Source organism: Methylomonas sp. MgM2, from assembly GCF_054172045.1.
Genome location: NZ_JBSYXO010000022.1, coordinates 1 through 25,202 on the forward strand (window position 1 = coordinate 1; position 25,202 = coordinate 25,202).

A 25,202-nucleotide genomic window follows, 5' to 3' on the forward strand; every position below is an offset into this window, starting at 1 on the left:
GCAGTGCGGCCGGCGACGTTCTGATCGGTGGTAGTGGCTCCGACACGTTGGCGGGCGGCGACGGCGACGATACCTTTATCGTTGAAGGCGTCGATAATGGTTACGACCGCTTCGAAGGCGGCGGCGGTTTCGATACGATTATGGGCGGCGACGGCGACGACCTGATCCGGCTGCATCAATTCGGCGGCGACTATGCAGTCGAACGCATCGACGGGGGCCTGGGATCAAATACCATCGCCGGCACCGGATACGGCGATACCATTGACCTATCGGGCACCGAGCTGCTGAATATTGCCGCGATCGACGGCGGCGCCGGCAACGACACGCTGACCGGCAGTGCGGCCGGCGACGTTCTGATCGGCGGCAGCGGTTCCGACACCTTGGCGGGCGGCGCCGGAAACGACACCTATTTAATCGGACGCGGCTACGGAACCGACACCGTGGTGGAAAACGACGCGGCTTCCGGCAATACCGACGTCGCACGGTTTCTGTCCGGCATTACGGCCGACCAATTGTGGTTTATTCATGCGGGCAACCATCTGGAAGTCGGCATTATTGGAACCGATGATAGGCTAATCGTCAAAGACTGGTACGACGGTGCGGATAAACACGTCGAACGCTTTGAAACTGCCGACGGCGGTCTGGTCTTGTTAGACAGCCAAGTGGAAAACCTGGTCAGCGCGATGGCAGCCTTCGAGCCGCCGGCGGCAGGGGAAACCACGTTACCGCCGGACTACCAAACCCAGTTGGCACCGGTGCTGGCCGCTAATTGGCAGTAGGCATGCCGCTTGCCGGAAACACCCGCCCTTGCTGGCGCCGGGCGGGTTTATTCCGGCCTACAACTATTACGAGTGAGCCGAAAGGCTAATCACGGCGCGGCCTGTTAGCCGCGCTATGTCCGCCTTTCCGCTTGCCGATTCCGCAACCGTTGTACCCTCAGCCGCCGCGTTGATGCCACGGTTGAGCCATCGAGGAACCGATGACCTTTACACAGCAAACAGAACACACCCCCGAACCCTCCCAGCATAACGCTTCTTCGCAACAAGCCCCCAACACCGACACCGGCCTGATCGGCCTGGTGATGATGGCCCGGCTGCACGGCATCGCCGCCGATCCGGACCAATTGGCGCACGAATTCCGCGAAAATGGAAAACACTTCGGCCATAGCGAAATCCTGTTGGCCGGAAAAAAGCTGGGCCTGAGCGTCAAGGCCGTCAAAGTACCGGTGGGCCGTTTGTCCACCACGCCGCTACCGGCCCTGGCCCGCGCCATTGACGGTAGTTACTTTATTCTGGCCAAAGTGGAAGCCGAACAGGTGCTGATCCAATCGCCGACTACCGGCCGGCCGGAACGTTTGAGTCTGACTGAATTGGGTGAGCGTTGGCAGGGCGATTTGATTCTGTTCACGTCGCGGGCTTCGCTGGCCGCCGAGCTTGGCAAGTTCGATTTCACCTGGTTCATCCCGGCGGTGGTCAAATACCGCAAGTTACTATTAGAAGTGCTGCTGGTCAGCTTTGTGCTGCAGCTGTTTGCGCTGGTGACGCCGTTGTTCTTTCAGGTGGTGATGGACAAGGTGTTAGTACACCGGGGTTTTACCACCCTGGATGTGATCGCGGTCGGCCTGTTGGTGGTGACCTTGTTCGACGTGGTGTTGACCGGTTTGCGCAGTTACGTGTTCGCGCATACCACCAGCCGCATCGACGTCGAATTGGGGGCGCGGCTGTTTAGGCATTTGCTGAACTTGCCGATGGCTTATTTCGAAGCGCGGCGGGTCGGCGATTCGGTGGCCAGAGTGCGGGAACTGGAAAATATCCGCGCCTTTTTAACCGGCAATGCCGTTACCGTCGTGCTGGATTTGTTGTTCTCGGTGGTGTTTCTGGCGGTGATGAGTTACTACAGCTGGGATTTGACGCTAATCGTATTGGTGTCCTTGCCTTGTTATGTATTTTTGTCGCTGCTGTACACGCCTTTGCTGCGCGGCCGTTTGCACGAGAAATTCAATCGCGGCGCCGAAAATCAGGCTTTTCTGGTGGAAGCCATTGCCGGCATCGGGACCGTCAAGGCCATGGCCGTGGAGCCGCAACTGACCCGGCATTGGGATCAACAATTGGCCGCCTATATCGCCGCCGGCTTCCGCACCGCCACCATCGGCATTTTCGCCAACGGCGGCGTCACCCTGATCGGCAAACTGGTCACGGTTGCGACGATGTGGCTGGGAGCGCATCTGGTTATAGCAGGCGAGATTACCGTCGGCCAACTGATCGCCTTCAATATGCTGGCCGGCCACGTGGCTCAACCGGTCATGCGTTTGTCCCAGCTGTGGACGGATTTTCAACAGACCGGCATTTCGATGCAGCGTTTGGGCGATATCTTGAATGCCCGTAACGAAATAGCCACCAACAAAAGCAGCTTGCCGCCGTTGCAAGGCCGGATTACCTTCGATCAAGTCGTGTTTCGCTATCAGCCGGACGGCTCCGAAGTTTTGCGCGGCATCAACCTCGACATCCGGGCCGGCGAAGTGATCGGCATCGTCGGCCGCTCCGGTTCCGGCAAAAGCACATTGACCAAGCTGGTGCAACGCCTGTACGTGCCCGAACGCGGCCGGGTACTGGTCGACGGCATGGACTTGGCATTGGCCGACGTCTCGTCGCTCAGACGTCAAATCGGCGTGGTATTGCAGGAAAACGTGTTATTCAACCGCAGCATCCGCGACAACATCGCCCTGACCGACCCCGGCGCTCCGCTGCCGCAGGTTATCGCAGCCGCCAAACTGGCCGGCGCCCACGAGTTTATCCTGGAATTGCCGGAAGCCTACGACACGATGGTGGGCGAACACGGTTCCACCCTGTCCGGCGGCCAGCGCCAACGCATCGCCATCGCCCGGGCCTTGCTGGCCAATCCGCGCATCCTGATCTTCGACGAAGCCACCAGCGCCTTGGATTACGAATCGGAACGGATCATTCAAACCAACATGAAAGCCATTTGCCGTAACCGCACGGTGATCGTCATCGCCCATCGGTTGAGTGCGGTACGGGACGCCAACCGGATTATCGTGTTGGATAAAGGCCAGATCATCGAGCAAGGCAGCCACGTCGAATTGCTGCAACAGCAGGATGGGCATTATGCCTATTTGCACCGTTTGCAGGCCGGCTGACAGACAAAAACGAAATGGTTAGCCGAGTTACCGATGTTTTCATGTTTTGTTTTGTGTCTTTCATATCAACATACAATTCCAACGTAAACACGGATTCCAATGTTAAAACTGCAAGCTACCCTAGCTTTACTTGACCGCTACGCGGCCGTGTCCCGCCAGGTTTGGGCTAGACGAGCCGAACTGGACAGCCTGCCGCGGCAGCGCTACGAGGCCCAGTTCTTACCAGCCGCCTTGGCCTTACAGGAAACCCCTGTGTCACCAGCCCCGCGCATTGCCATGTGGTTGCTGATAGGTTTTGCTGTGTTGGCGGTGCTGTGGGCAACCCTGGGGCATATCGACATTGTCGCCACCGCCCAGGGTAAGATCGTACCTAACGACCGGGTCAAGACCATTCAACCGATGGAAACCGCTACCGTGCGGGCGATTTATGTCAGCGACGGCCAAGCCGTCAAAGCCGGCGATGTATTGATTGAACTGGATGCCACCGTCGCGAATGCGGATACCGATAGCATTGCCGGCGATCTAAGGATCACTGAACTACTGGCTGCACGCGACACCGCCTTTCTGGCCGGCCTCAGCCAATTGCAACAGGATAAGAGGCATGCACCGCAACTGCAAACACCGGAAGGCGCTTCGCAGCTACAGGCCGACAACGAACAGCGACATCTGGATAGCGAATGGCAGGAGTTGCTGAGTAAACTGGCACGGCTGGAAGCGGACAAAGCCAGCCGGGAGGCGGAATTGCGGGCTATTCATGCGACCGTGGAAAAACTGCAACATACGGCGCCCATCGCCCGCCAGTTGGCCGAGGATTACCACCAGTTGCAGGGTAAAAAGTTCGTCTCCAGTCACGATTATCTCGAACGCGAACAAGCCCGTATCGAACAGGAAGGCGAATTGGCGACCCAAAAGCAAAAACGGCAAGCGCTCAAAGCCTCGATCCAGGAAGCCGACAAACAAAAAACCGAACTGTTGGCCGCCACTAAACGCGCCGCGTTGGACCGTTTACACGACAGCGAACAAAAAATCGCCAGCTACCAACAGGCGATTATCAAAGCCCGCCAGCGCAGCGAACTCTTGAAACTGACCGCCCCGGTAGACGGCAACGTCCAGCAATTAGTCGTGTATACCGTCGGTGGCGTGGTCACGCCGGCTCAACCCTTGATGATCATAGTACCGGTCGACCAAGCTCTGGAAATCGAAGCCTTCATCGAAAACAAAGACATAGGCTTCGTCAACCCCGGCCAGGAAGCCGAAATCAAGATAGAGACCTTCCCTTATACCAAATACGGCGCCTTGCATGGCGAAGTGCTACAGGTCTCCACCGACGCCATCAACGACGAAAAACGCGGACTGATCTACGCATCCAAAATCAAACTGCCGCGCACCACCATGCAGGTGGAAAACAAGACCGTCAACCTATCCCCCGGCATGGCCGTGACCGTGGAAATCAAAACCGGCGAACGGCGGGTTATCGAATACTTTCTCAGCCCCTTGACCGAGCATGTCGGGGAAAGTTTGAGAGAGCGGTGAATCTTGAGCGTCCGCTATATGGGCGAGAGCAGACCGCCTGACAAAAAGATGTTGGGTGGCCGGTTAGGGGCGCTATGTTAATCTGCACATAGCACCCTTTGGACTAAACCGCTATCGCGGTAGGATTTGCCGCGACCTAAAGCCCTTCTGTCATTGCAAGTTCAAAACTTGAGAAACGGCATACAAAACGGATTTAAGTGACGCGCACCGGGATTTAATAAAAAAGAGTTTGCCCCGAGCAGCAAGCGAGGCAGAGGCTATAAACATGGGAAACGAACCATTGTGAATGCTATCTTGTATGTGCTTAAAGGCGGCATACAGTGGCGATTAATGCCGAATGATTTTCCACCTGGGCAAACGGTTTACGATCATTTTAACCGCTGGAACAAGCGTGGCGCTTGGGAACGCGCTTTAAATCAGGTGAACGCACGTAGCCGCCAAAAAGCCGGACGTGCTATTTTGCCGACGTATGGCATTATTGATGCCGAAAGCGTAAAAACCCAGTATGACAGTGGCGAACGAAGTATCGATGACGGCAAAAAAGTTAAAGGCCATAAACGCCATATCGTCGTCGATATCCTGGGCAACTTGCCGTATGTCAAAGTCCATGCAGCCAATCTCGGCGATACCAAAAGCGCTTGCGGTGTTTTGGAAGAGGTGCGCGACAAATATCCGTCACTCCCGGCATGTTGGGTGCATACGTCTTTCTTGGTTAAATACCCGTACATATTATTTACCGTCTCATTTAAATAAAAGCGTTATATAGCCCTCTAATTTTTCGACATATCAATAGCTGATAATCTGTGTGTTTAAAGACTTCTTTAACAATACTTACCGATCGGGAGTAAAAACGTGAAGCAAGTACTCATTCTTGGCGCCACCGGACAAGTAGCGGCAGGTGCTGCAATTCGCATTGCAGCATCCGGAAGTCTCGCGTGATACAGCGCCCACACGCAAACCTTTGACACCTGAAGGCAAACTGGATAGATTTCGAAGCATTGCTGGAGGATGTGCCCTGGTGGAACGCCGATTTGGCAATTTGTGCATTGGGAACTACGCTGCGCCAAGCCAAATCCAGGGCCGGATTTTACCGCGTCGATCACGACTATGTTCTCGCCGCAGCCGAATTGGCTCGGCGCATGGGAACGCCGGTTTTTGGGTTTGTTTCTTCCTTGGGTGCAAACCCGGCAGCCAGTCTGTTTTATCTGCGCGTCAAGGGGAAGACCGAACAGGCTCTTGCCGGCTTGGGATTTAGTTCATTGGTGTTGATCAGACCCTCATTGCTGATCGGCGGCTCGCGATCCCACGGCAGATCGTTGGAGTCCGCCGGCTTATTGCTAGGCAAGTACCTCGCTGCAATTCTGCCCCGGCACTATCGCGCGGTTACCACCGCACAGGTAGCACATAAGTTGTTCGAAACCTGTTTCCATGCTTCAGCGGGGCAACAGGTGATCGAGTCGGAAAACATCTAACATTCAATATTTCATTGGCTAGGGAAACATCCATGAAAATCAAAAAAGCCTTTCTCATTTTCGCTTTTGCCATGGTGTCGATTATTGCCTTGCTGTACGGCGTCTCGCCGCAATGGTTTACACGGACGTTTCTGGATATGCCGCAGTTGGACTCGAACATCGCCCATATCCTAAGAGCTGTCATGGGGCTTTATCTGGCTCTGGGAATATTTTGGCTGTACGCGGCATTTAACGAACGATACAGAAATGTCGCCGTGCTCACCACCGCAATATTCGCCGGCGGATTGGTGTTCGGCAGAATTTTGAGTTTGTTTATTGAGGGACAGCCCGCGCCATTGTTGATTTTTTATATCGGCGCAGAGTTTTTGCTGACACCGATTGCGCTTTGGATTTTTTATTTGGATGATTAGCCTGATGGAATTCAGTCCGGGGTGAAAGAACGATCGAACGACTTCAATCCTGCGTGAATAAAGGTTCGCCTTATCTAGCGATGAGGCGAACCCACTGCTCCCCCATCTCCTGTAAAAACCCCAGCTTTTTATTTTGGAAAAAGCAACCGCGCCTGGAAACGCAATGACCAGTCAGCGCCTTGGTCCGAACGGTCTGCATGATAAAAAGCTTGTAATTGAGTGTTTACCGGCAATTTGCCGATGGATGATTCGAGCAACCAAAAGCGGCCAAAAATGCGGCAACGACTGTTGCTTTCGTCAGTCCTTGTCGTCTGTGGTGTTTATTGTCATATAACGCTCCAGCTGCAGCGGTAGCTCGGCAAGGCCGTCCGCTGCAGCCGGTAATTAGTCGCCGTAGCGCTTTGCAACGCTACAGAAAACTATCGGATTAACCACCCGAGGTATCGGCAGGTTTATCCATTTCGAATGGATTCTTCTTGGCAGGTGTCGCCGGCACTTTCGGCTTGGTGCCGGGAAGCAGTTCAAAGTCGGGCGTGAATCGCACTATAGCACTACGCAGAACATCGAACGGTCTACGGTTTCCGTCGAACCTTGCCTTGCCTTCAGTAATCAATTGATCGAAGGTAGCGGTACCGCCCATCACTCGTTCCAGGTCGCTACGGTTAACCGTAATGGTCAAATCCGGTTGCTTCGACTGTTGGCCTTGGAAGTTGGTGAGCACCGAATTGCTGAGTTCGATGATGAACTTCTCGTCGTTGTCCGGGGTGACCAAATTGATGACGTAATTCTGACCGGCAACCTTTTGACTATCCATGCCGATGGCCAAAGCATTCAGCCAGAGCTCGGTCGACATGCCACGGATGGTGTCAGGACCTGTCGTCGATGGCGGTGAGCCGGCCGGCATGCGGTTTCGGAGTTCGTACGCGGCGCCGAGGAAGCTATTGCGCACGCTGGGGCTTTCCTTCTGGTAGCCGATCTGCTCGAACACGTCGGCCAGCAGGTCCTTGGCTTTGGTATTCTCAGGTTCTGCGTAGACTAACTTGTTCAGAATTTCCACCGCTGCAAAGTATTGGCCTTGGTCGTAAAGTTCCTTGCCTTTGGCAAGAATCTTCTCGGCGCCGCCCATCATCTCCACATACAGCGGCGCAGAATCCCTGGGTGACAGGGGCATCAAAGTAGCAGGGTTAGCATCCCAGTAACCCAAATAGCGATTCAGCACCGCGCGGCTGTTGTGCTCTTCCGAACCGTGATAGCTGTGCGCCGCCCACTGCTGCTTGAGACTGTCGGGGAGCTTGTAGACATTGTGTATTTCGTTAATGGTCACACCCTGGTTGGCCTGATGCAGAACCTCGTTGTTCAGATGAGCGTAAACGTCGCGTTGGGTGCGCATGACTTCCTGAATGCGGTCATTACCCCAGCGCGGCCAGGTGTGCGCCGAGAACATCGTTTCCGCCTCCTGTCCGTATCGGTACAGGGCGACGTTGATATGTTTGGACCACTCCAGCGCGTCGCGCACCAGGGCGCCGCGCAGGGTGTAAATGTTGTGTATGGTGCCGGTGATGTTCTCCGCAGCCCAGAATGTCTTGAGGTCCGGGAACCAGGTGTTCATTTCCGCAGGAGCCTCGGTGCCAGGGGTGTTCTGGAATTCCATGCGGACGCCGTCGATGGTCAACTCTTCAAAATCCTTCTCGATATACCGGGTAGGCTCGATCAGGCCGAGCGTTCCCGAGGCAGTGTTCTTCCCGATGGACTGGTCTACGTGGCCGAACGGGCTGCGCGGCAGCAGCACGCCGTATTGGAAGAACATCCGGCGGTTCATGGCAGTGCCGGCGTAGACGTTCTCGGAAATTGCGTGTTCCATGAAGCCGACCGGGGCAATGACCGGCACTTTGCCGCTTTTCACATCCGCCTCGTCAACCACGCCGCGCACGCCACCGAAGTGGTCGGCATGCGAATGTGAATAGATCACGGCCACGACCGGACGCTTTTCAACTTTCTCGTTGATAAAGTCCAAGGCCGCTTTAGCGGTTTCCTTGCAGGCTAGCGGATCGATGACGATCCAGCCGGTGTCACCCTTGATGAAGCTGACGTTGGCCAAGTCATAACCGCGTACCTGGTAAATCTTGCCGGGTACCACTTCGTACAGACCGTAAGCCATGTTCAGGACGGCCTGGCGCTGTAGCGACGGGTGGATACTGTCGTGCTGCTTGTCTTCCAGCAGCCATCCGTAGCTTGCCATATCCCAGGCGACATGCCCGTCCTCAGCCTTGATCTGCTTGTAGTCCGGAGCGGCAATGAAGCCTCGTTTGGCCTCCTCGAAATCGCGTTTATCGTCGAACGGCAGGTTTTTGCGCAGGCCGTTCTGTAGTTCGACAGTAAACTTGGAAGGCGCTTTTCCTTTCGGATCGAAGTGGCCCGATGGGGCTGCTGAAGTCTCGTTACCTATGTCGCTTGTGGTTGCGCAGCCGGTAATCGCTAGGACCGCTGACAGGAACAATCCAGTCTTTATTGGTATCTTTTTGTGTGCCATGTATTCTCCTTTCTGGAATATGTAATGCTGCTAAGGACAAAAAGCTAACGCTAAAAGTAACTTGTGCTCACTGGGGCGTCAAGTTGAGTGAGTGGTTAACATGAACAATTAACTAATTAGTTAATTTCTAAGCAACGCAACAAGATCTTGCTCGGCATCTGCTTTTCAATTCCTCATATCATTGGACGTAAACAATAGTGGCCGGAAAGATCAGATTGCTGCCATTCATTTAGCTGGCAGACCACTAAAAGGCGCGCAGTGCTCGGCGCTTTAATAGGGACTTTACGCCGCTTGCCGAATCCGCCGGCCCGACTGCTGATGAAACCACGCCAATCGAACTGAGCAGGCCCGAATTCAGGCAAAAGTCGATTGCGGATCGCGGCGCCCAGCTGGCTGACAATAAACCGAATTCCGGCAATTGGGACATGCCGACAGTGAAGGAGACTGGCGGCGAAACCGATACCATTTGGATCAGCCCTGAATATGGTGCGCTTATTTCAGTCGTTGCATCATCGGCGCTATGCCGGTTCACTGAGACTCTCCCAGCTCAGGCCTATAGAAACAATAAGAGTTTCGCCCTAATCTTTTGACCTCGTACAATGCCACGTCGGCTTGATGAATCAAATCGTCCTCGGTCGAACCGTCAGTCGGAAAGGTCGCAATGCCGATACTGACGCCAAGGCTGATCCGATGGTCGCGAACATAAAAAGGCTCGCTAACTTCTGCGATTATCTTCTGCGCGCATCGCTCTATGCTGGAGGGGCTGTCGGGATTGACCAATAAAATCGCGAATTCGTCGCCTCCCAGGCGAGCAACCACGTCGGTTTGTCGGCGTTCCCGGCTAAACGCGCTTGCAACCACCTTTAAAGCCTCATCTCCCACGATATGGCCGTAGGCGTCGTTAATCGGCTTAAATCTATCCAAATCCAGTAACAGCAGCGCCAATACGAAGTTTTCACGTTTCGCCAGATGCAAGCTTTCGGAAAATCGCCTATGGAATTGATTACGGTTGGCTATGCCCGTCAAATGATCGGTCATGGCCAATCGTTGAATTTCCTCTTGCGCCTGTTTACGCTCGGTAATGTCCTGGACGGTGCCATCCGAGCGGAAGACCTCGCCACTCTTGTTGCGCTGGTGCATACAGCGCTCATGTACCCAACGAATTTCTCCGTCGTTTCGGCGTACGATACGGTGCTCGATGTCGTATTGGACGTGGCCGTCGATAGATGCCAGGTAGTGTTCGAGCACGGTTTTCCTGTCATCCGGGTGTATGGTTTCGAGGAAAGCATCGAAACTGGCGCCGAACTGTTCGGGATCGATACCGAATATCAAAAAAATTTGATCCGACCACGTCAACTTATTGTTAACGATATCCAGGGTCCAACTGCCTATTTTCGCGATGCTTTGCGCTTGCTCCAATGCGAATTCAGCCGCTTTGCGTTCTGAAATATCCGTGCGGATGGCGACATACTGAAAGGGCTTCCCTCTTTCGTTCATAAACGGCACTATGGTGGCGCTGACCCAATAAAATCCGTCGTCTTTGCGTTTGTTCTTGATTTCGCCGTGCCAGACTTTACCCGAGGAAATTGTGCGCCAAAGATTACGGTAGAAATCTTTCGAATGCTCTCCGGACTTGAGCATACGGTGATTTTGTCCGATCAATTCGTTTCGGTTGAAACCGCTAATTTCGCAAAACTTATCATTAACGTATGTAATGCGACCTTCGACGTCCGCGATACTGACAATCGCATGCTGATCTAATGTTTTTTTCTGGAAACTTAATTCCCGGATAGCCGTTTCCAACTCACGTTCCTTTCTGCGTAATTCAATGGCCAAGGCCAGCACAGCGGAGCATCGAATCAGAAAGTTGATTTCATGTTTTTTTTGTCTGGCCCCTTCCTGAAGGTAAAACAGTAACACGCCCACGCAAGTTTCGTCAGACATGATGGGAATAATGTAATGACCGTGGGGCTGTATGCCTTCGTAGCGTATTTCGTGCAAGTCGTCGACACAGGAAACATGAAGGGGCGTTCGTGATAAGGCGGCACGGCCGCAAAGGCACTGGCCAAATTGAATTTCGGAGCACAATGTCGAAATCGCCGCATCCAAACGCCGTTCTATGACCAAGCGCAATGAAGGACGACCGCTTTCGTCCGTTGAAACCAGAAAGATACCGGCTTTCGGAAGCACCGAAAGCCAGCTTAATGACAATAAGGCATCGAGACTCTTGCCGAGCATTTGCTCCAAAGAAATCGGCATCGCTGCGATTCTAAGCAATTCGTTCAACGCCGCGTTATTTTCGGCGGTAAGGTTCAACTCCATTTTCATTCCCCGCAAACCATTGAGTCCAGTTTAGTTTGAATTTTCAGATAATGAAATCAAGCGTTAGCTCGGGCTTTACGCAGATCGGTCGCTAACTATGACGGCAATATTACGTAAGCGAAATGTCATAGCTTCAGCAGCGGATGATTTTGCTTGCATTTGCACAACGTCTTGCGCAATTCAATTGTTAGCACCTCCGGCGACATTCCGCGCAGCACCAGTATAAGTAGAAAATTCCGGCCGGTAAAAACCCAATTTCAGTGTTTCCGCGGGGCTGGCGCGCGCTGTAGCGAACGGTAATTCGATCGTCATTGCGCGAACCGTCTTCGGATCTGCAGGAATGAAGACGGGAAAAACGTCCGGGACGATATTTGCCCCTTGAAAAACGATTTAACCATCCCCAACTCGCCACAGTCCGATTTTTTAACTTTCACGAGTAGACACATGACTGTTGAAGCAAAAAAAGAAACCTTAGGCTTTCAAACCGAAGTGAAGCACCTTTTGCATTTGATGATTCACTCTTTGTATAGCAACAAGGAAATCTTTCTGCGGGAACTGATTTCCAATGCCTCAGACGCCGCCGACAAATTACGTTTTGAAGCCCTGGCCAACGACAGCCTGTATGAAGGCGACAGCGAACTGAAGATCCGCATCGATTTCGACGAAGCCAAGAAAACCATCACCGTGACCGATAACGGCATCGGCATGACCCGCGAAGAAGTGCAGGATCATATCGGCACCATCGCCAAATCAGGCACCAAACAGTTCTTCGAAAAACTGACCGGCGACCAAGCCAAGGACAGCGAACTGATAGGCCAATTCGGCGTCGGTTTTTATTCCGCTTTCATCGTGGCCGACAAAGTTACTCTGACCACCCGTAAAGCCGGCGCGCCCCATGAAGAAGGCGTGCGCTGGGAATCGGCCGGCGAAGGCGATTACAGCATCGAAACCGTCGAAAAAGCCACGCGCGGCACTGAAATCGTGCTGCACATGAAAGAAGGCGAAGAAGAATTTCTGAATGGCTGGAAACTGCGCTCCATCGTCAAAAAGTTCTCCGACCACATTTCCTTGCCCATTATCATGAGCAAGGAAATCCCGGCCGAAAAAGACGACGAAGGCAATGAAACCGCGCCGGCGCGGGTCGAAGACGAAACCGTCAACAGCGCATCGGCTTTGTGGACCAAATCCAAAGACGACATTACCGACGAGCAGTACAACGAGTTTTACAAACACGTCGCCCACGACTTCCAGGACCCGCTGGTCCGCGTGCATAGCAAGGTCGAAGGTACCAACGAATACACTTTGCTGCTGTATGTACCGGCCCGCGCGCCGTTCGATTTGTGGGACAGAGACGCCAAACACGGCGTCAAGCTGTATATCAAAAAGGTCTTCATCACCGACGACGCCGAACAACTGATGCCTCGCTATCTGCGTTTCGTGCGAGGTATCGTCGATGCCGACACTTTACCGTTAAACGTATCCCGCGAAATCCTGCAGCAAAGCAAGCAAATCAGCGCGATCAAATCCGGTTCCGTGAAAAAAGTCTTGAGCATGTTGGAAGACCTGGCCGAAAACGACGCCGAAAATTACCAAAAATTTTGGGAGCAATTTGGCAACGTCATCAAGGAAGGCCCGATCGAAGACCACAAAAACAAAGATCGCGTCGCCAAACTGCTGCGCTTCTCGTCGACCCATACCGACGATAAAACCCAAAACGTGTCGCTGGCCGATTACGTCGGCCGCATGAAAGAAGGTCAGGAAAAGATTTACTTCATCACCGCAGACAGCTTTGCCGCGGCAAAAAGCAGTCCGCATCTGGAAGTCTTCCGTAAAAAAGGCATCGAAGTGTTGCTGATGTCCGACCGCATAGACGAATGGCTGGTCTCCAGCCTGACCGAATTCGACGGCAAACACCTGCAATCGATCGCCAAAGGCGAGCTGGACCTGGACAAATTCGATACCGAAGAAGAGAAAAAACACCAGGAAGAGATCAACAAAGATTTCGAGTCCGTACTGAAGCAAATGCAGGAAGTGTTGAAAGATAAAGTCAGCGAAGTGAAGGTGAGTCACCGTTTGACCGATTCGCCGGCATGCCTGGTCACCGGTGCTTACGATATGAGTCTGAATATGGAACGCATCATGAAGGAAGCCGGGCAAAACCTGAATATGATGGGCATGGGCGGCAGCAAGCCTATCTTCGAGGTGAATCCTGAGCATGCCATCGTCAAAGCCTTAAGAGACGAGCAGGACGACGCCCGTTTCGCCGATATCTCCCACATCCTGTTCGATCAAGCCATCCTGAGCGAAGGCGGGCAGCTGGACGATCCGGCAGCATTCGTACACAAATTGAATGATTTGTTAAAAGGGCTTTTGAGCTAATCGGTTCTCCCTTCATTCCGGGCCGGGGCTTCCCGGCCTTTTTTTGCGTCGAATTCTTCCGCGGCCATTGGTTGAAGGCGGCTTTGGGGTCTCGCTTGATGGCTATACCAATGTTTTCGTTGTCAGAACCAAAGTCAAGCTAACCGTATTTGCCGAACTCGGCATCTTGTAAACGTGCTGCGAGATCCGGAGCCGCCTTCGCCAGTTCTATGACTTCTCCGCTGGTCAGACGTAACAGAGTGATATAGGTTTTGGCTCTGACGGTCGCCGTGCGAACGGCGCGTTCCGATAAGGCGTGTTCACCGATGAAACTGCCCGGACGCAATTCCGCAATATGTCCGCTGTTGCCTTGAGCGTCCCGTTGAAAAACATTGACTGTGCCGCTGACTAATACGTACACCGAATCGCCGGTGTCGCCCTCATTAAACAGGGTATCGCCCGGAAGAAAGCTGACGTAATGGGCGCTATTCGCTAATTTTCGTACGACTTCTTGCGGCAAGCCGGAAAATAAAGGCACGCTGTCCAGCCAGTTGTCGCGATTGGCCAAGCTTAAGCTGGCCGTGACATGGGGCAGTTGTTTTAACGCGTCTTGCAGCCTGAGTTCCAGCCGCCGGAACACCTTGGTCGATAATTTGCCGCGATCGTGTTCTTCGGCCAGCAGTTTGAGCGAGTGCAGCAACGCCACTTCTTGAAACAGGCGGCACTCGTATTGCTGATAAAAGTCAGGAAAGGTTTCGCCCAGATGTATCAATCGTCCTTGCCGGCGGTGTAACCGGTCTTGATAGATTTTTCGAATGATAGAGAACTTTTCTCCGGACATCGTCGGCTCGGCATGTTTGAGCGCGCTCAAGGCTTTGTGAGCCATCAACACGCCGGCGATGTCGTGACGGATTAAATTGGAAAATCGGATGCTCTGATAGCGGATTAATAGGCTCAACGTCCAGTCGTATTTGCTCAAAAACTTAATGACCGTCATTTCAAAGCGTAGAAACGGATTGACCACGCTAATCGGGGTCGTGGTTGTAATTAGTTCAGCCACGCTTTTCGCCTTATCTTTTGAAAGAATATCCCGGAAATTCAAATAGGTGTAATAGTTGACCAGTCCGATGTCGTGCAGTCTAAGTAATTCTTCCTCTTCCGCCTGTACCGCATGTAAGTGAATTTGTTTTAGCCGTTCATCTTCCGACAAATCGGCGCTTCTTTCGGGCAATTTTTTTTGCAAGGCCGATACCACCGACGACTGCATATAGCTGTCCAATAAATGCAAGCGCGAGAAATATTGTAGGACGTCTTCGGTGGCGCTTTTGATTTGGCTCATGCCTTGCTGCAATTCCAGCCATTCCTCGTCTGTTAGGCGATCGATTTTCAACCGGTGGATCAACGGTCTAATGGTTGACGCGTTCAGCAATAAACTGATTAGAACCACGCCAAAGGTAAGTTCGGTCAGCAACTGTTTGTCGGCTACGGTATCCGGAATGGACAGCACGATCGCAATGGCCAAACCGCCCTTTAGACCTCCCCACCACATGATATGCCGGCTGGCCAGTTTGATTTTAGGCAATGCGAAGCAGCAGGTGGTTATTGGAATCAAGCCGTAAACACTGACCGCGCGGGCAATGCTGACCGCCAGCGCTGCCCACAATATGGCTTGCCAATATTCGGCCAAGGAAAATACGTCCACGGATAAGCCAAGCATGATGAATAACAGCGAATTGAATATCAGCACCATGACGCTCCAGGTTTCCCGTATGCTGTGTTCGGATTCGCCGGTGAGCCTCGGAAATCCCAGTATGGTTAAACTAATTGCAGCCGATAGCACGGACATGACGCCGGATACGTGAAATCCCTCTTCGGCGACGATGAAGCTTAAATACGCCATGATTAAGGTTAAAACAATCAAAACGCCGCGTTCGCTATTTTTTAATCTGACGATCAATTCGCTGACCAAAACGCCTATGGCTATCCCGACTACGATTCCGCCGAGAAACACCCGGCCGAAGTCCGCCAGCGCGGTTAAGGAGGCTTCGGGCACGAATTGACCAGATAGCACGAAACCCAGCAGAATGTTGAATAACACGATGGCAGTGGCGTCGTTAAACAGCGATTCACCTTCAACCAATACCGTTAAGCGCTTGGGCGCGCCTAATTCGTGAAACAATGCGATTACCGCGACCGGGTCCGTGGCCGAGATCAAAGCGCCGAAAAGCAAGGCCACAATCGGATCGATCTCCAGCGATATCGCCAAACCCAGGGAAACCAAACCAGCGGAAACCAGCATGCCCGGAATTGCCATGATCAACACGGGTACTAGATCCTTCAGCAAAGCCCGAGCGTTTAGACCGAGTGCCGACTCGAAAATCAAGGCAGGCAGGAATACAAACAACACCAGGTCATGCGTTAGCCTAAAGTTTTGTATGGACTCGGCGAATGCACTCAGCGGCGCCAATAGATTGGTGGTTACCCCTAGAAGAACGAGCAATACCGTGTAGGGCAACTTGAGGTAGCGGCCGGTTCCGGCCACTACCATTGCCAAGGTTAGGAAACTTAGGATGGTGAACAACAGTTCGGGGAGCGACATGGCCGTGTCCGGAATATAGAGTTAAGTAAAGTTTAACTCAATAGAGGTCCGTCAAGATTCGAACTACCCGGCCCGTCAGACCTTGCGGCTAACTTCCACGACATTAGGCAATTGACTGAGCCGCCCGAGTACGGAACTCAATTGGGCGGTGTTTTCAATTTGTATTTGCATGGTTAACGTCGCCGAATGATCGGTATGCGTTTTCAGAAAAGCGTCGGTGATCTGCACCTTCGCCGCGTGCAGCACCTGCGAAACGTCGATCAGCAGGTTATGCCCGTCTGCCGCTTCAATAACGATGGGAACGGTGTGGTGAGCGCGATGTCCGCCGCTCCATTCGGCCGAGAGGAGGTGGTTTCGTTGTTCCGGTGTCAGATGTTGAATATTTTCGCAATCGGTGCGATGTATCGTGATGCCGCGTCTATGCGAAATAAAGCCGACGATGTCGTCGCCCTTAATCGGCGAACAGCATTTTGCCAACGTAGTGACGACATTCTCCATATCGGCGACCGTGACGGTCGACCGTTTGTTCGTTTTCGCCGGAGTAAGCTTAAACGTAGCCGGCGCTAGTTCGGGGATTTTTAGCGCAGCCGCTAATTGCCGGTTATTGATGTCGCCGCGTCCAAGTGCCTGATAAAAATGTTCGGCATCCGGCATCTTGAAATGCTTCAGCAAGTCGTCGATTTCGACTTGTTTAAGCCCGAGGCGTTTGGCTTCCTTATCCAACAAACCTTTGCCGGCTGCAATATTTTCACTAAGCTCTTGTTGCTTGAACCAGCTCTTGACTTTTGCTATCGCGCGCGGCGTTTTTAGGTAGCCGAGATTGGGATCCAGCCAGTTGTGGCTGGGTTGGCCGTTTTTGACCGTGATGATTTCCACCTGTTCGCCGGAGTTGAGTTCGTAGGTAAGCGGCCGGATTTGACCGTTGACTTTCGCGCCACGACAACTATGCCCGACTTCGGTATGAATGGCATAGGCGAAGTCCAGCGGCGTCGCACCCTTGATCAAATCCACCAATTTGCCGGTGGGAGTCAGCACAAATACCCGGTCGGAAAATAATTCCGTATGGAAGCTTTCCAGTAAATTGTCGTTGCTGCGTTCTTCCAACAATAGCCGCAGCGACGATATGGTTTTTTCCGACGCCGTGTTGTGCTTGCCGCCTTCTTTATAGCGCCAATGGGCGGCTACCCCCAGTTCGGCGAATTCGTGCATGCTGCGGGTACGAATCTGAATTTCGATGCGATTGCCTTGCTTATCGACGACGACGGTATGCAGCGATTGGTAACCGTTTTCCTTGGGGTTGGCGATGTAGTCGTCGAATTCTTTCGGAATATACTGCCACAGGCTGTGAGTCAAACCCAGTACCGTATAGCAAGCGGATAAATCTTCGACGATCACGCGCACGGCCAATAAGTCATAAAGCTCTTCGATAGGAAGCCGCTTGCGCCGCATTTTGCACCAGATGCTGTAGATATGTTTGGGGCGGCCATAAACTTTAGCGGCTATGCCGTGTTCATCCAATATTTGTCGTAGCTTGCTTAAGAACGTTTTGATGCAAGCTTCTCGTTCAACCCTTTTATCCGATAAAGATTGGGCGATGCTGCGGTAACGTTCGGGGTCCAGATATCGGAAGGCGAGATCTTCCAGCTCCCATTTGAACTGGCTGATGCCGAGACGGTTGGCCAATGGTGCGTAAATATCCAGTGTTTCCTGCGCGATAAAGCGTTGAATATCGGCGTTTTCCTGTTTCAGGTTGCGCAGGCGTTGGATGCGATACGCGAGCTTGATCAGCACCGAACGCACGTCGTGCGTCATGGCCAGCAGCATGCGCCGCAAGATTTCAGCCTGATTAGGCTGGCTGGACATTTCCAGTTGGTATATGCTGATTTTATTGAGCCATCGGACATCTTTAACCAGCGATGCGACAATCGCACCAAACTGCTCGGCGATAGCCGTTTCGTTTAGATGATCGTCAAGGCGGGCATCGCTAAGTATGGCCGCCAGAATCGAGGGAAGGTCGATATGAACTGCTGTTAATATTTTGGCTACGTCTATGCCCTTAGGCCTTAGACTGGCGGCTAATTCCGCATGACCGGCGATAATTTGCTTAGCCAAAGACAATGCCCGGCTAACCAGTTCGCGATCAGAATCCGACAGATCCGGAAAATGCGCTTGGACAGTGGCATCGATAGTGTTCATGCATATATTTTAAAGCAGATGTTTTTTAAAGTGCGCAATAAAGCAAAACGGCGTAGCCATTGGCCAATGGCTACGCCGTTTTGCTTGTTGGTCCTTTTTTATTATGACGATTGGTTGGCTTCAATCGTAATTTTCAATTTTTCACCGACTTTAATGTCTGCACGATTCCTAGGTACATTGTTCCATTTTCGCAAATCGGTGACGTTGACTTTAAATTTCCTGGAAATATTGGCCAAGGTATCGCCGCGCCGAACGGTATAGGTAATTTGCTTGAAACTAGGCGCGGCGGATGCCAATTGAATATTGTCGCCGGCTTTTTTGATTTTGAGTTTTTGACCGAGCTTCAAAGACGATTTGCCGGAAAGTTTGTTCCAAGTCAAGATGTCGTCTTTATCAACCGAAAAGCGCTGCGAGATGTTCCATAAGGTGTCGCCTTTCTTGACGGTATAAACTTGGGTGCTAACTTGAGGTTTGGATGGCGCCCGCGATTCTTGCGACGCTACCACCGTCGTTTCGCGGCCCTTGATGGACTTGTACGACATCGGAATCAACAGCGTTTCGCCTCTGGCAACCGCAGTGTCGTCCAAGTGGTTGACTTCTTTGATTTGTTCGACTGAGGCGTGGTGGTTTTTAGCGATGGTCTTCAAGGTTTCTCTTTTGCCGACCGTATGGTGTTCCCATTTGATCCGTTCATGACGCGGCAATTCAGCCAATTTTTCCTTAAACGTGTCGGCCTTTTCGACAGGCACCAATAGGTGATGGGGGCCATCAGGGGCAGTGCTCCATCGATTAAATGCCGGATTTAATTTCAAGAAGTCATCCACCGGCGTTTGCGCCAATTCGGCCGCTTTGCCCAAGTCGATTTGCGATTTAACGTCAACTAACTCGAAGTACGGTTCGTTGGCGATCTGATGTAAATTGATGTTGTATTTGTCCGGATTGGCGAAGATTTTGGCAACGGCCAGCAACCGCGGAACATAAGCCGCAGTTTCGCTATTTAAGTCCAATGACCAGTAGTCCGTTGGTTTTCCGCGGCTGATGTTTTTCTCGATAGCGTGGTTTATGTTGCCTTTGCCGGCGTTGTAAGAGGCTAAGGCTAACAGCCAGTCGTTATTAAATTCTTCGCTGAGCTGTTTCAGAAAAGTGGTCGCCGCTTTAGTCGATTCGATTACGTCTCTGCGACCATCGTACCAGCTATTTTGCTCCAAGCCGTACAGGCGGCCGGTTGGCGGAATAAATTGCCAGAGACCGGACGCCTTGGCAGGCGATTCGGCATCGGGCCTAAACGCGCTTTCTATGACCGGTAATAAAGCCAATTCCCCTGGAATATTTTTGGCTTCGATTTCATTAAGTATGAAAAACAAATAGGGTTCTGCGCGTTGCTGAACTCGAGTCAGGTATTCGGGGTTTCTTAGATAGAAGTCTACCTCGCGGTCTATCCTGGCATTTTCTATTTCAGGCAATGCGTAAAGCGATAACATGCGATCCCAAACAGTCGCGTGCTCTTTCGATTCATCTTTGTTGAAGATATGATTACCGTTGTGGTTGCGGGTAAATACGGTAAATTTAGTGCTTGAAGCTTGAGTCAATTGGTCTTTATGGGGAGTTTGACTACAACCGGTTGCTAACAGAATCGGTAGCAGATAGGACAGATGTCGGGCCGATATTTTTGAAATAGTGCGAGGCATTGTCTTGGCGCTTAAAATAAAAAAATTAAATGCTACCATGCATTACCTCTAAATCCAAAATACCTGCTCGCCAGAGTAGTTTTTAATGAAAAGAAATTTCCTATTTGCGTTATATCAAACACCGCGCGGTAAGCTTCTACAAGACATGGAGGCAAAATATATAAAGCGATGTATTACAACAAGTTGCAAGCAAAGGCAGTTGCAAATCGGCGGCCTGGGCTGGGAGGACGAGTTTGTCGATTGTTCTTTATATCGAAACTATGTAATTCTCGACTATAAAAACATTGGAAGCGCTACTGCACTAAAGGTCAGCGCAAAGGCCTACAAATTGCCGATACAAACCGAATCGATGGATTTGGTCATCGTGCCGCACTTGTTTGAATTCGACGCGCATCGTTTTAAAACCATGCGCGAAATACATCGTGTACTCAAACCGGGAGGCGAGTTGGTGATTTTGAATTTCAATCCCATAAGTCTTTATGTTCGCCTTCAATTCTTGTGGGATAAAAAACTAGGCGAGTCTTGGATCGCGCATTTTATATCGAGGGCGCGTGTTTCGGATTGGTTAAAATTACTCAATTTTGAGTTGTTGACGACCGCAGAATTTGGTTTGGATAGGTTTACGATAACTAATGGCTGTTTTGCGCCGGTGCCAAGGCGTATTTTCTCAATTGCCTACGGTCTAAAGGCAGTTAAAAGACAATATTCCATCATCCCTTTAACCCCGGTTACAAACAAGGCGAAGTTGACGACCGCTAATGTGGGCTTGGAATTAAGCATACATAAATCGGATAAGGCAACATGACTGAAGTAGTTACGATTTATACGGATGGCGCGTGCCGCGGAAACCCGGGGCCGGGTGGCTGGGGCGTCTGCATGCGGTACCGGGATAAGGAAAAAGAGTTGTTCGGCGGTGAAGTCGAAACCACCAATAACCGCATGGAGCTGACGGCGGCGATAAAGGCCTTGGAGGCGCTTCAGCGTTCATGTGACATCAGGCTTTACACCGACTCGAAATACGTATTGCAAGGCATTACCGACTGGATGGCGAATTGGAAGAAACGCGGCTGGAAGACGTCGGCGAACAAACCGGTGAAGAATGAAGATTTATGGCGCCGTCTGGATCAAGCGATACAACGCCACAGCATCGAGTGGATTTGGGTCAAGGGACATGCCGGCGATCATGGCAATGAGAGAGCCGATGCTCTGGCTAACAAAGGCATCGACGCATTAAATACCGCTACTAGGGTGAATTAGTATGTTAAGTGTAATTGCTGCTGTATTGGTTGGCGTGTGGTTTTATAGCACCGCGCCGCGTTCGGGGCGTCCGCCGGTTTCCTGGGGGATATCGGGCGTGGTTGTTTATTTTTTGGCGGCCTTGCTCTGGAGCTTAATCGTCACGCCGAGTATTAAGGATTCGGCAATTCATAATCAAAGCGGAGTTTTGGTTTTTATCGCCCGGTACGCCTACATCGGCGTCGGTTTGGCAATCGCGGCGATTATTAATTATTGGCTTAACGGAACGACCGACTAAATCGCGCAGTGACATGGTCGGTCTACATCGTCTTGTGCGACGACGGCACTTTTTATACGGGTATCAGCACCGATGTAATGCGGCGCTTCCGGCAGCATCAGCAGGGTAAAGGCGCTAAATATTTTAGAAGTCGCCGGCCGAACCGCATTGTCTTTGTAGAAAAAGGACATTCTCGCGGCTCGGCGACTAGAAGGGAAGTCGAAATAAAGAAGATGAAGCGCAAACATAAAGTGGATTTAATAAATTGTTTTCCATGGTTTGAAATGGATAGATAAAGCATGGTTCGTTTCCGGCATGTCGCTCAATCAAATTTAAAATTCCAATTACAACTTGCAATTTTTTTATTGTGCTATGCTCTTTAAGTGTCGCCTATGTGCCATGCTTCTGCGGTTATCTCGGCTAACTCTCGTACCAGGCTATGCATGATGCGCAAGACGCCATAGCCTAGAGCCGAAAATATTAACAATAAAACTAATAATTTCATAAATCACCCCACTTTAACTACCCAAAACGTCCGTAGAGTTTGCCAGCTTCATACAGAAACTCAATAGCACTTTCGCCCGCTATTTTTTTCGTCTATTAACAAAATTTTTTAAAACAAGTTCTTGAAAAGCATTGTTAAAGTTAATTGAAAGTAATTTTTTTCAAAAAACTTCGTTTTTTCGGACTTCGTGATACCGGAATTTGAAAAATTTCAAGAAGAAAAGTCGCTAACCTTGAGCAAGATCACTGTTTTGGATCGTTGGTGGGAGCAAATGCGGAAAAGAACCTTTGCGGATATTGAAAAAAAACAATTCGGGCACACTGACAAAAATTCCTTTCATGCTTTTTTGCAAATTTTCGCCGGTGTCCAACGGTAAAGCGAACAAGCCGTATAAGGTTTGTCCGATCGCAACGGCCAGGTTGACGCCGCCCATAAAGGGTCTAAGCCAGATCGAATCCTGGGTGAAAAACACGAACGCGGCATCCGTGCCATGCCACTGATAAAGGGACGAAGTGATGGTGTTAGACTCGGTCAAATCGACTAGAACGTCAGTATTTGACCGATATTGGCGCTGAATTTGTTGCTCTCGATAAGACGGCAACCGGTAGCTGGACTCCAACCGGTACTGGCTAGCGACTTGATCGAACGCAAGGAAGGGAACGATATTGATGTTGTCATTTTCAATGTAGCCACCCAACAAGCGCTGCGACGTTTGTTCTATGGCTTCGTTTGTCGCGCCATCCTCGTTCGCCTGCTTGGCCAGATCGCCATTTAATACGCGGAAAATTTCGGTAACGCAATTGCGGTTAAGTAGTTCATAACGGTATAGCGTTTGCAGTTTTTCAGAATAAGCCTCCGATTCGATTTTGTACCGGCTAATAGACGTATCCAGTTCGGTAACGGTTAACGGTAATCGGACCGGTTCCGCGTTAGCTGCTAAGGAGGGGGTATTATCTGCGGCCGGTAACGGGAAAGATTTTTTGGCTTGAATGGATGTCTTGATTTGTAACAAGGCGCCTGCTTTGACTTCCAGGTCACCGTATTGATATTCGTCAATTTCTGATTGTGATAAGCGCTTAATCGTGGCATTAAAGCCATTGTCCGCAAACTTCGCTATGGCTGAAAAATGCTGGGGCGCTATCCTAAGCGTCTGATCGTCGCTTCGAGATTCGCGAAGGCGATTCAATACGACCAATTGCCGCGCGTTAATAGACAGCTCCAAGGCATGTAATCTTGCCATTCCTACCAGGAAAGGATATCCCCAATCGCTGCGTCGACTTTGGGTTAGTTTGATGAGGTCCGAAAACAATTTCTGTTGAAAGCGATCCAATTTTGTAACGGCTTCGTCGTTTAACAGGAACTGCGGGGACGCGGCCGTCGAAAGTGCTTCAGAACGCGGCGCCGCAGCCTGTTCCAATATTTTCAGAGCGGCGAGATTTAATAACAGATTCGTATATTGCTGCGAAAACGAATATCGGCCAGGTTCGAAACGAGTTTCCGAGACGGTGAAGCTTTTGATGAAATCTTCCGGTTTTAGGCCTTGAAGTCGCTTCCATGTTTGTTGTGTTTTTTCTTTTAAAAAATCCTTGCCGTAAATATCGAGAATAGCTTGCTTTAACCGGACTATGGGCGTGCTTTTACTGTAGGCGTCGCTGCGAACGGCGTGATTGTCCCGGTTTAGTCGAAAATCGCTCACGAAATAGCCGAGGGCTTTTAATTGAACGCTTGGGAAAGTTGCCGGTATGGGATTGAGAGCCGCTAATCTTTTTAAGTCGTTCAGCAGGCGGTAGTCTTCATTTAAGGCTTTTAAGCGGCGAATTTGCTGGTCTTGGATGATCAGTCTGCGATTAAAGGCGTCGCGGAAGGATTGAAACGTCGCGTCGCTGACTTTGATGCGATGTCCGTGAATAGCGCGGTTTTCTTGAAAGCCGTAGGCCAAGCGGAACGCGGAAAAGTCATCTCGATAGATACGCAGTATCCCCGGGTCGAGATGTTGAAAATGGAACACCTCGTTGTCGAACTTAACCGCGGCATGGCCGCCGCTGGCGCTGCCTTCGCTGGCGTTGATATACAAAAATTCAAATTCACGCGTATAAGCATGCGTGGGCCAGAATAGGAAAACTATCCCGGCCCAAAATGCCCAATTGAAGCCGCGTGATTGCTTGAAATAGCTCATTACGATCAGCGGCGATGCGGAATTTATTTATTCAAACCTTCCTGGATGAATTGTTTTTTCATCGGATCGTTTTCGCTTAGGCTTTCGGTGAATGCGGAAATTTGCGGGTCGTTCAAATTGGCCTTTTTCAGGCCACGGCCGATGGCTACATAGGTCGTATGGTCACTTTCCCAGTTTGTGATGCCGTGGTCTTGCGCAACTTTACTGATATGTTCGCGAAAACTCTCCAGTGTCCCGGATGATGAATTAACGAATTCGGCTGTGTAATCAGTCACTTCGTTTTCATATTTTTCTTGCTCGGTGGCGGAAGAGTCCGAGCTCGATGTGGATGGGCTGGATATGAGGCCAAAGATCCCCTCGGAACTGGCTGAAGAGCTTTCCGAACTTTTTGAAAAAGAACAAGCTGTCAGCGTTACAGTTGCTAAGGCCAACAACGGAAGGAGAGATAGCTTTCGATAATTCATGGTTTTTGATGAGCTTTTAGGTTAAGGGCGCGTAAAAAAGTGGTGTAGGACAAGCGCTAGTTTAAACGGTTTTAGCCGATCCTGATAGCCGCGCTCTGTTACGACTAGCGCGCGCACCCTAAACGGAATATGGGCGGGAATTCGGATTTACCGAAATAACAATTCGGCTAAGCGGTTGCGGATAAGAATTTGCTGTTCGGCTATCTAAAGTAACTAAGCCACTATCTCGGCTAAATCGTTATTGAAGCCTTAAGTGACGACGCAGGATAGAGACCTACTTTT

The 25,202-nt window shown here is 51.2% G+C and carries 19 protein-coding genes; 11 read left to right on the plus strand and 8 right to left on the minus strand.

From position 1 onward, the window contains the following. The 6 genes from ACW73I_RS15695 to ACW73I_RS15720 all read left to right on the plus strand — a co-directional run. Nucleotides 1-779 (plus strand): calcium-binding protein (locus tag ACW73I_RS15695; protein ID WP_458030364.1); only part of this gene is annotated, 779 nt, incomplete at its 5' end. Nucleotides 780-979: 200 nt separating this feature from the next. Next, nucleotides 980-3,154 carry a type I secretion system permease/ATPase gene (locus ACW73I_RS15700; RefSeq protein ID WP_458030365.1) on the plus strand — a complete coding sequence of 725 codons (2,175 nt, stop codon included), beginning with the start codon at nucleotides 980-982 and terminating at the stop codon, nucleotides 3,152-3,154. A 99-nt stretch (nucleotides 3,155-3,253) separates the two neighbouring features. Beyond that, nucleotides 3,254-4,687, plus strand: coding sequence for an HlyD family type I secretion periplasmic adaptor subunit (locus ACW73I_RS15705; RefSeq protein ID WP_458030366.1), 1,434 nt, complete (start codon nucleotides 3,254-3,256; stop codon nucleotides 4,685-4,687). 282 nt (nucleotides 4,688-4,969) lie between these two features. Further along, nucleotides 4,970-5,440: a transposase gene (locus tag ACW73I_RS15710; protein ID WP_458030367.1), complete on the plus strand. Its 471-nt coding sequence runs from the start codon at nucleotides 4,970-4,972 to the stop codon at nucleotides 5,438-5,440. Nucleotides 5,441-5,697: 257 nt separating this feature from the next. Next, nucleotides 5,698-6,159, plus strand: a complete 462-nt coding sequence (locus ACW73I_RS15715) for a hypothetical protein (RefSeq protein ID WP_458030368.1) — start codon at nucleotides 5,698-5,700, stop codon at nucleotides 6,157-6,159. 32 nt (nucleotides 6,160-6,191) lie between these two features. After that, nucleotides 6,192-6,569 (plus strand): DUF4345 domain-containing protein, encoded by a 378-nt coding sequence (locus ACW73I_RS15720; protein WP_458030369.1) that lies wholly within the window; start codon nucleotides 6,192-6,194, stop codon nucleotides 6,567-6,569. A 427-nt stretch (nucleotides 6,570-6,996) separates the two neighbouring features. Here the strand turns inward: ACW73I_RS15720 and ACW73I_RS15725 are convergent, their stop codons facing one another. Together ACW73I_RS15725 and ACW73I_RS15730 are read right to left on the minus strand one after the other, a co-directional pair. Then, the gene (locus ACW73I_RS15725; RefSeq protein ID WP_458030370.1) at nucleotides 6,997-9,099 is read right to left on the minus strand and encodes an alkyl/aryl-sulfatase; all 2,103 of its coding nucleotides are present in this window, start codon (nucleotides 9,097-9,099) and stop codon (nucleotides 6,997-6,999) included. A 528-nt stretch (nucleotides 9,100-9,627) separates the two neighbouring features. Next, complete coding sequence (locus tag ACW73I_RS15730; RefSeq protein ID WP_458030371.1) at nucleotides 9,628-11,421, minus strand: diguanylate cyclase domain-containing protein; 1,794 nt, start codon at nucleotides 11,419-11,421, stop codon at nucleotides 9,628-9,630. Between the two features lie 444 nt (nucleotides 11,422-11,865). Here ACW73I_RS15730 and htpG point away from each other — a divergent pair, with 444 nt between their 5' ends. Further along, complete coding sequence (gene htpG / locus ACW73I_RS15735; protein WP_458030372.1) at nucleotides 11,866-13,800, plus strand: molecular chaperone HtpG; 1,935 nt, start codon at nucleotides 11,866-11,868, stop codon at nucleotides 13,798-13,800. A gap of 139 nt (nucleotides 13,801-13,939) precedes the next feature. On the opposite strand, the gene ACW73I_RS15740 is transcribed toward htpG, so the two are convergent. From ACW73I_RS15740 to ACW73I_RS15750, 3 genes are all read right to left on the minus strand, one after another. Beyond that, the gene (locus tag ACW73I_RS15740; protein WP_458030373.1) at nucleotides 13,940-16,378 is read right to left on the minus strand and encodes a cation:proton antiporter; all 2,439 of its coding nucleotides are present in this window, start codon (nucleotides 16,376-16,378) and stop codon (nucleotides 13,940-13,942) included. 75 nt (nucleotides 16,379-16,453) lie between these two features. Continuing rightward, complete coding sequence (locus ACW73I_RS15745; protein ID WP_458030374.1) at nucleotides 16,454-18,574, minus strand: RelA/SpoT family protein; 2,121 nt, start codon at nucleotides 18,572-18,574, stop codon at nucleotides 16,454-16,456. Between the two features lie 101 nt (nucleotides 18,575-18,675). Then, entirely contained in the window at nucleotides 18,676-20,262 is a 1,587-nt protein-coding gene (locus tag ACW73I_RS15750; RefSeq protein WP_458030375.1) for a LysM peptidoglycan-binding domain-containing protein, read from the minus strand. Between the two features lie 85 nt (nucleotides 20,263-20,347). Between ACW73I_RS15750 and ACW73I_RS15755 the strand changes: the two genes are divergently transcribed. The 4 genes from ACW73I_RS15755 to ACW73I_RS15770 are packed head-to-tail and all read left to right on the plus strand — an operon-like array spanning nucleotide 20,348 to nucleotide 22,071. Beyond that, nucleotides 20,348-21,067, plus strand: coding sequence for a class I SAM-dependent methyltransferase (locus ACW73I_RS15755; protein ID WP_458030376.1), 720 nt, complete (start codon nucleotides 20,348-20,350; stop codon nucleotides 21,065-21,067). Beyond that, nucleotides 21,064-21,519 (plus strand): ribonuclease HI, encoded by a 456-nt coding sequence (gene rnhA, locus ACW73I_RS15760; protein ID WP_458030377.1) that lies wholly within the window; start codon nucleotides 21,064-21,066, stop codon nucleotides 21,517-21,519. The genes ACW73I_RS15755 and rnhA overlap by 4 nt, the downstream gene beginning before the upstream one ends. Before the next feature lies 1 nt (nucleotide 21,520). After that, entirely contained in the window at nucleotides 21,521-21,796 is a 276-nt protein-coding gene (locus ACW73I_RS15765; protein WP_458030378.1) for a hypothetical protein, read from the plus strand. A gap of 8 nt (nucleotides 21,797-21,804) precedes the next feature. Further along, a complete protein-coding gene (locus ACW73I_RS15770) occupies nucleotides 21,805-22,071 on the plus strand; it encodes a GIY-YIG nuclease family protein (RefSeq protein ID WP_458030379.1) in 267 nt (88 codons plus the stop codon). Between the two features lie 83 nt (nucleotides 22,072-22,154). On the opposite strand, the gene ACW73I_RS15775 is transcribed toward ACW73I_RS15770, so the two are convergent. The 3 genes from ACW73I_RS15775 to ACW73I_RS15785 form a co-directional block, all read right to left on the minus strand. Further along, complete coding sequence (locus ACW73I_RS15775; RefSeq protein WP_458030380.1) at nucleotides 22,155-22,280, minus strand: hypothetical protein; 126 nt, start codon at nucleotides 22,278-22,280, stop codon at nucleotides 22,155-22,157. Nucleotides 22,281-22,506: 226 nt separating this feature from the next. Continuing rightward, nucleotides 22,507-24,456 carry a hypothetical protein gene (locus ACW73I_RS15780; protein WP_458030381.1) on the minus strand — a complete coding sequence of 650 codons (1,950 nt, stop codon included), beginning with the start codon at nucleotides 24,454-24,456 and terminating at the stop codon, nucleotides 22,507-22,509. A gap of 23 nt (nucleotides 24,457-24,479) precedes the next feature. Further along, nucleotides 24,480-24,920, minus strand: coding sequence for a putative lipoprotein (locus ACW73I_RS15785; protein WP_458030382.1), 441 nt, complete (start codon nucleotides 24,918-24,920; stop codon nucleotides 24,480-24,482). Nucleotides 24,921-25,202: the final 282 nt, after the last annotated feature.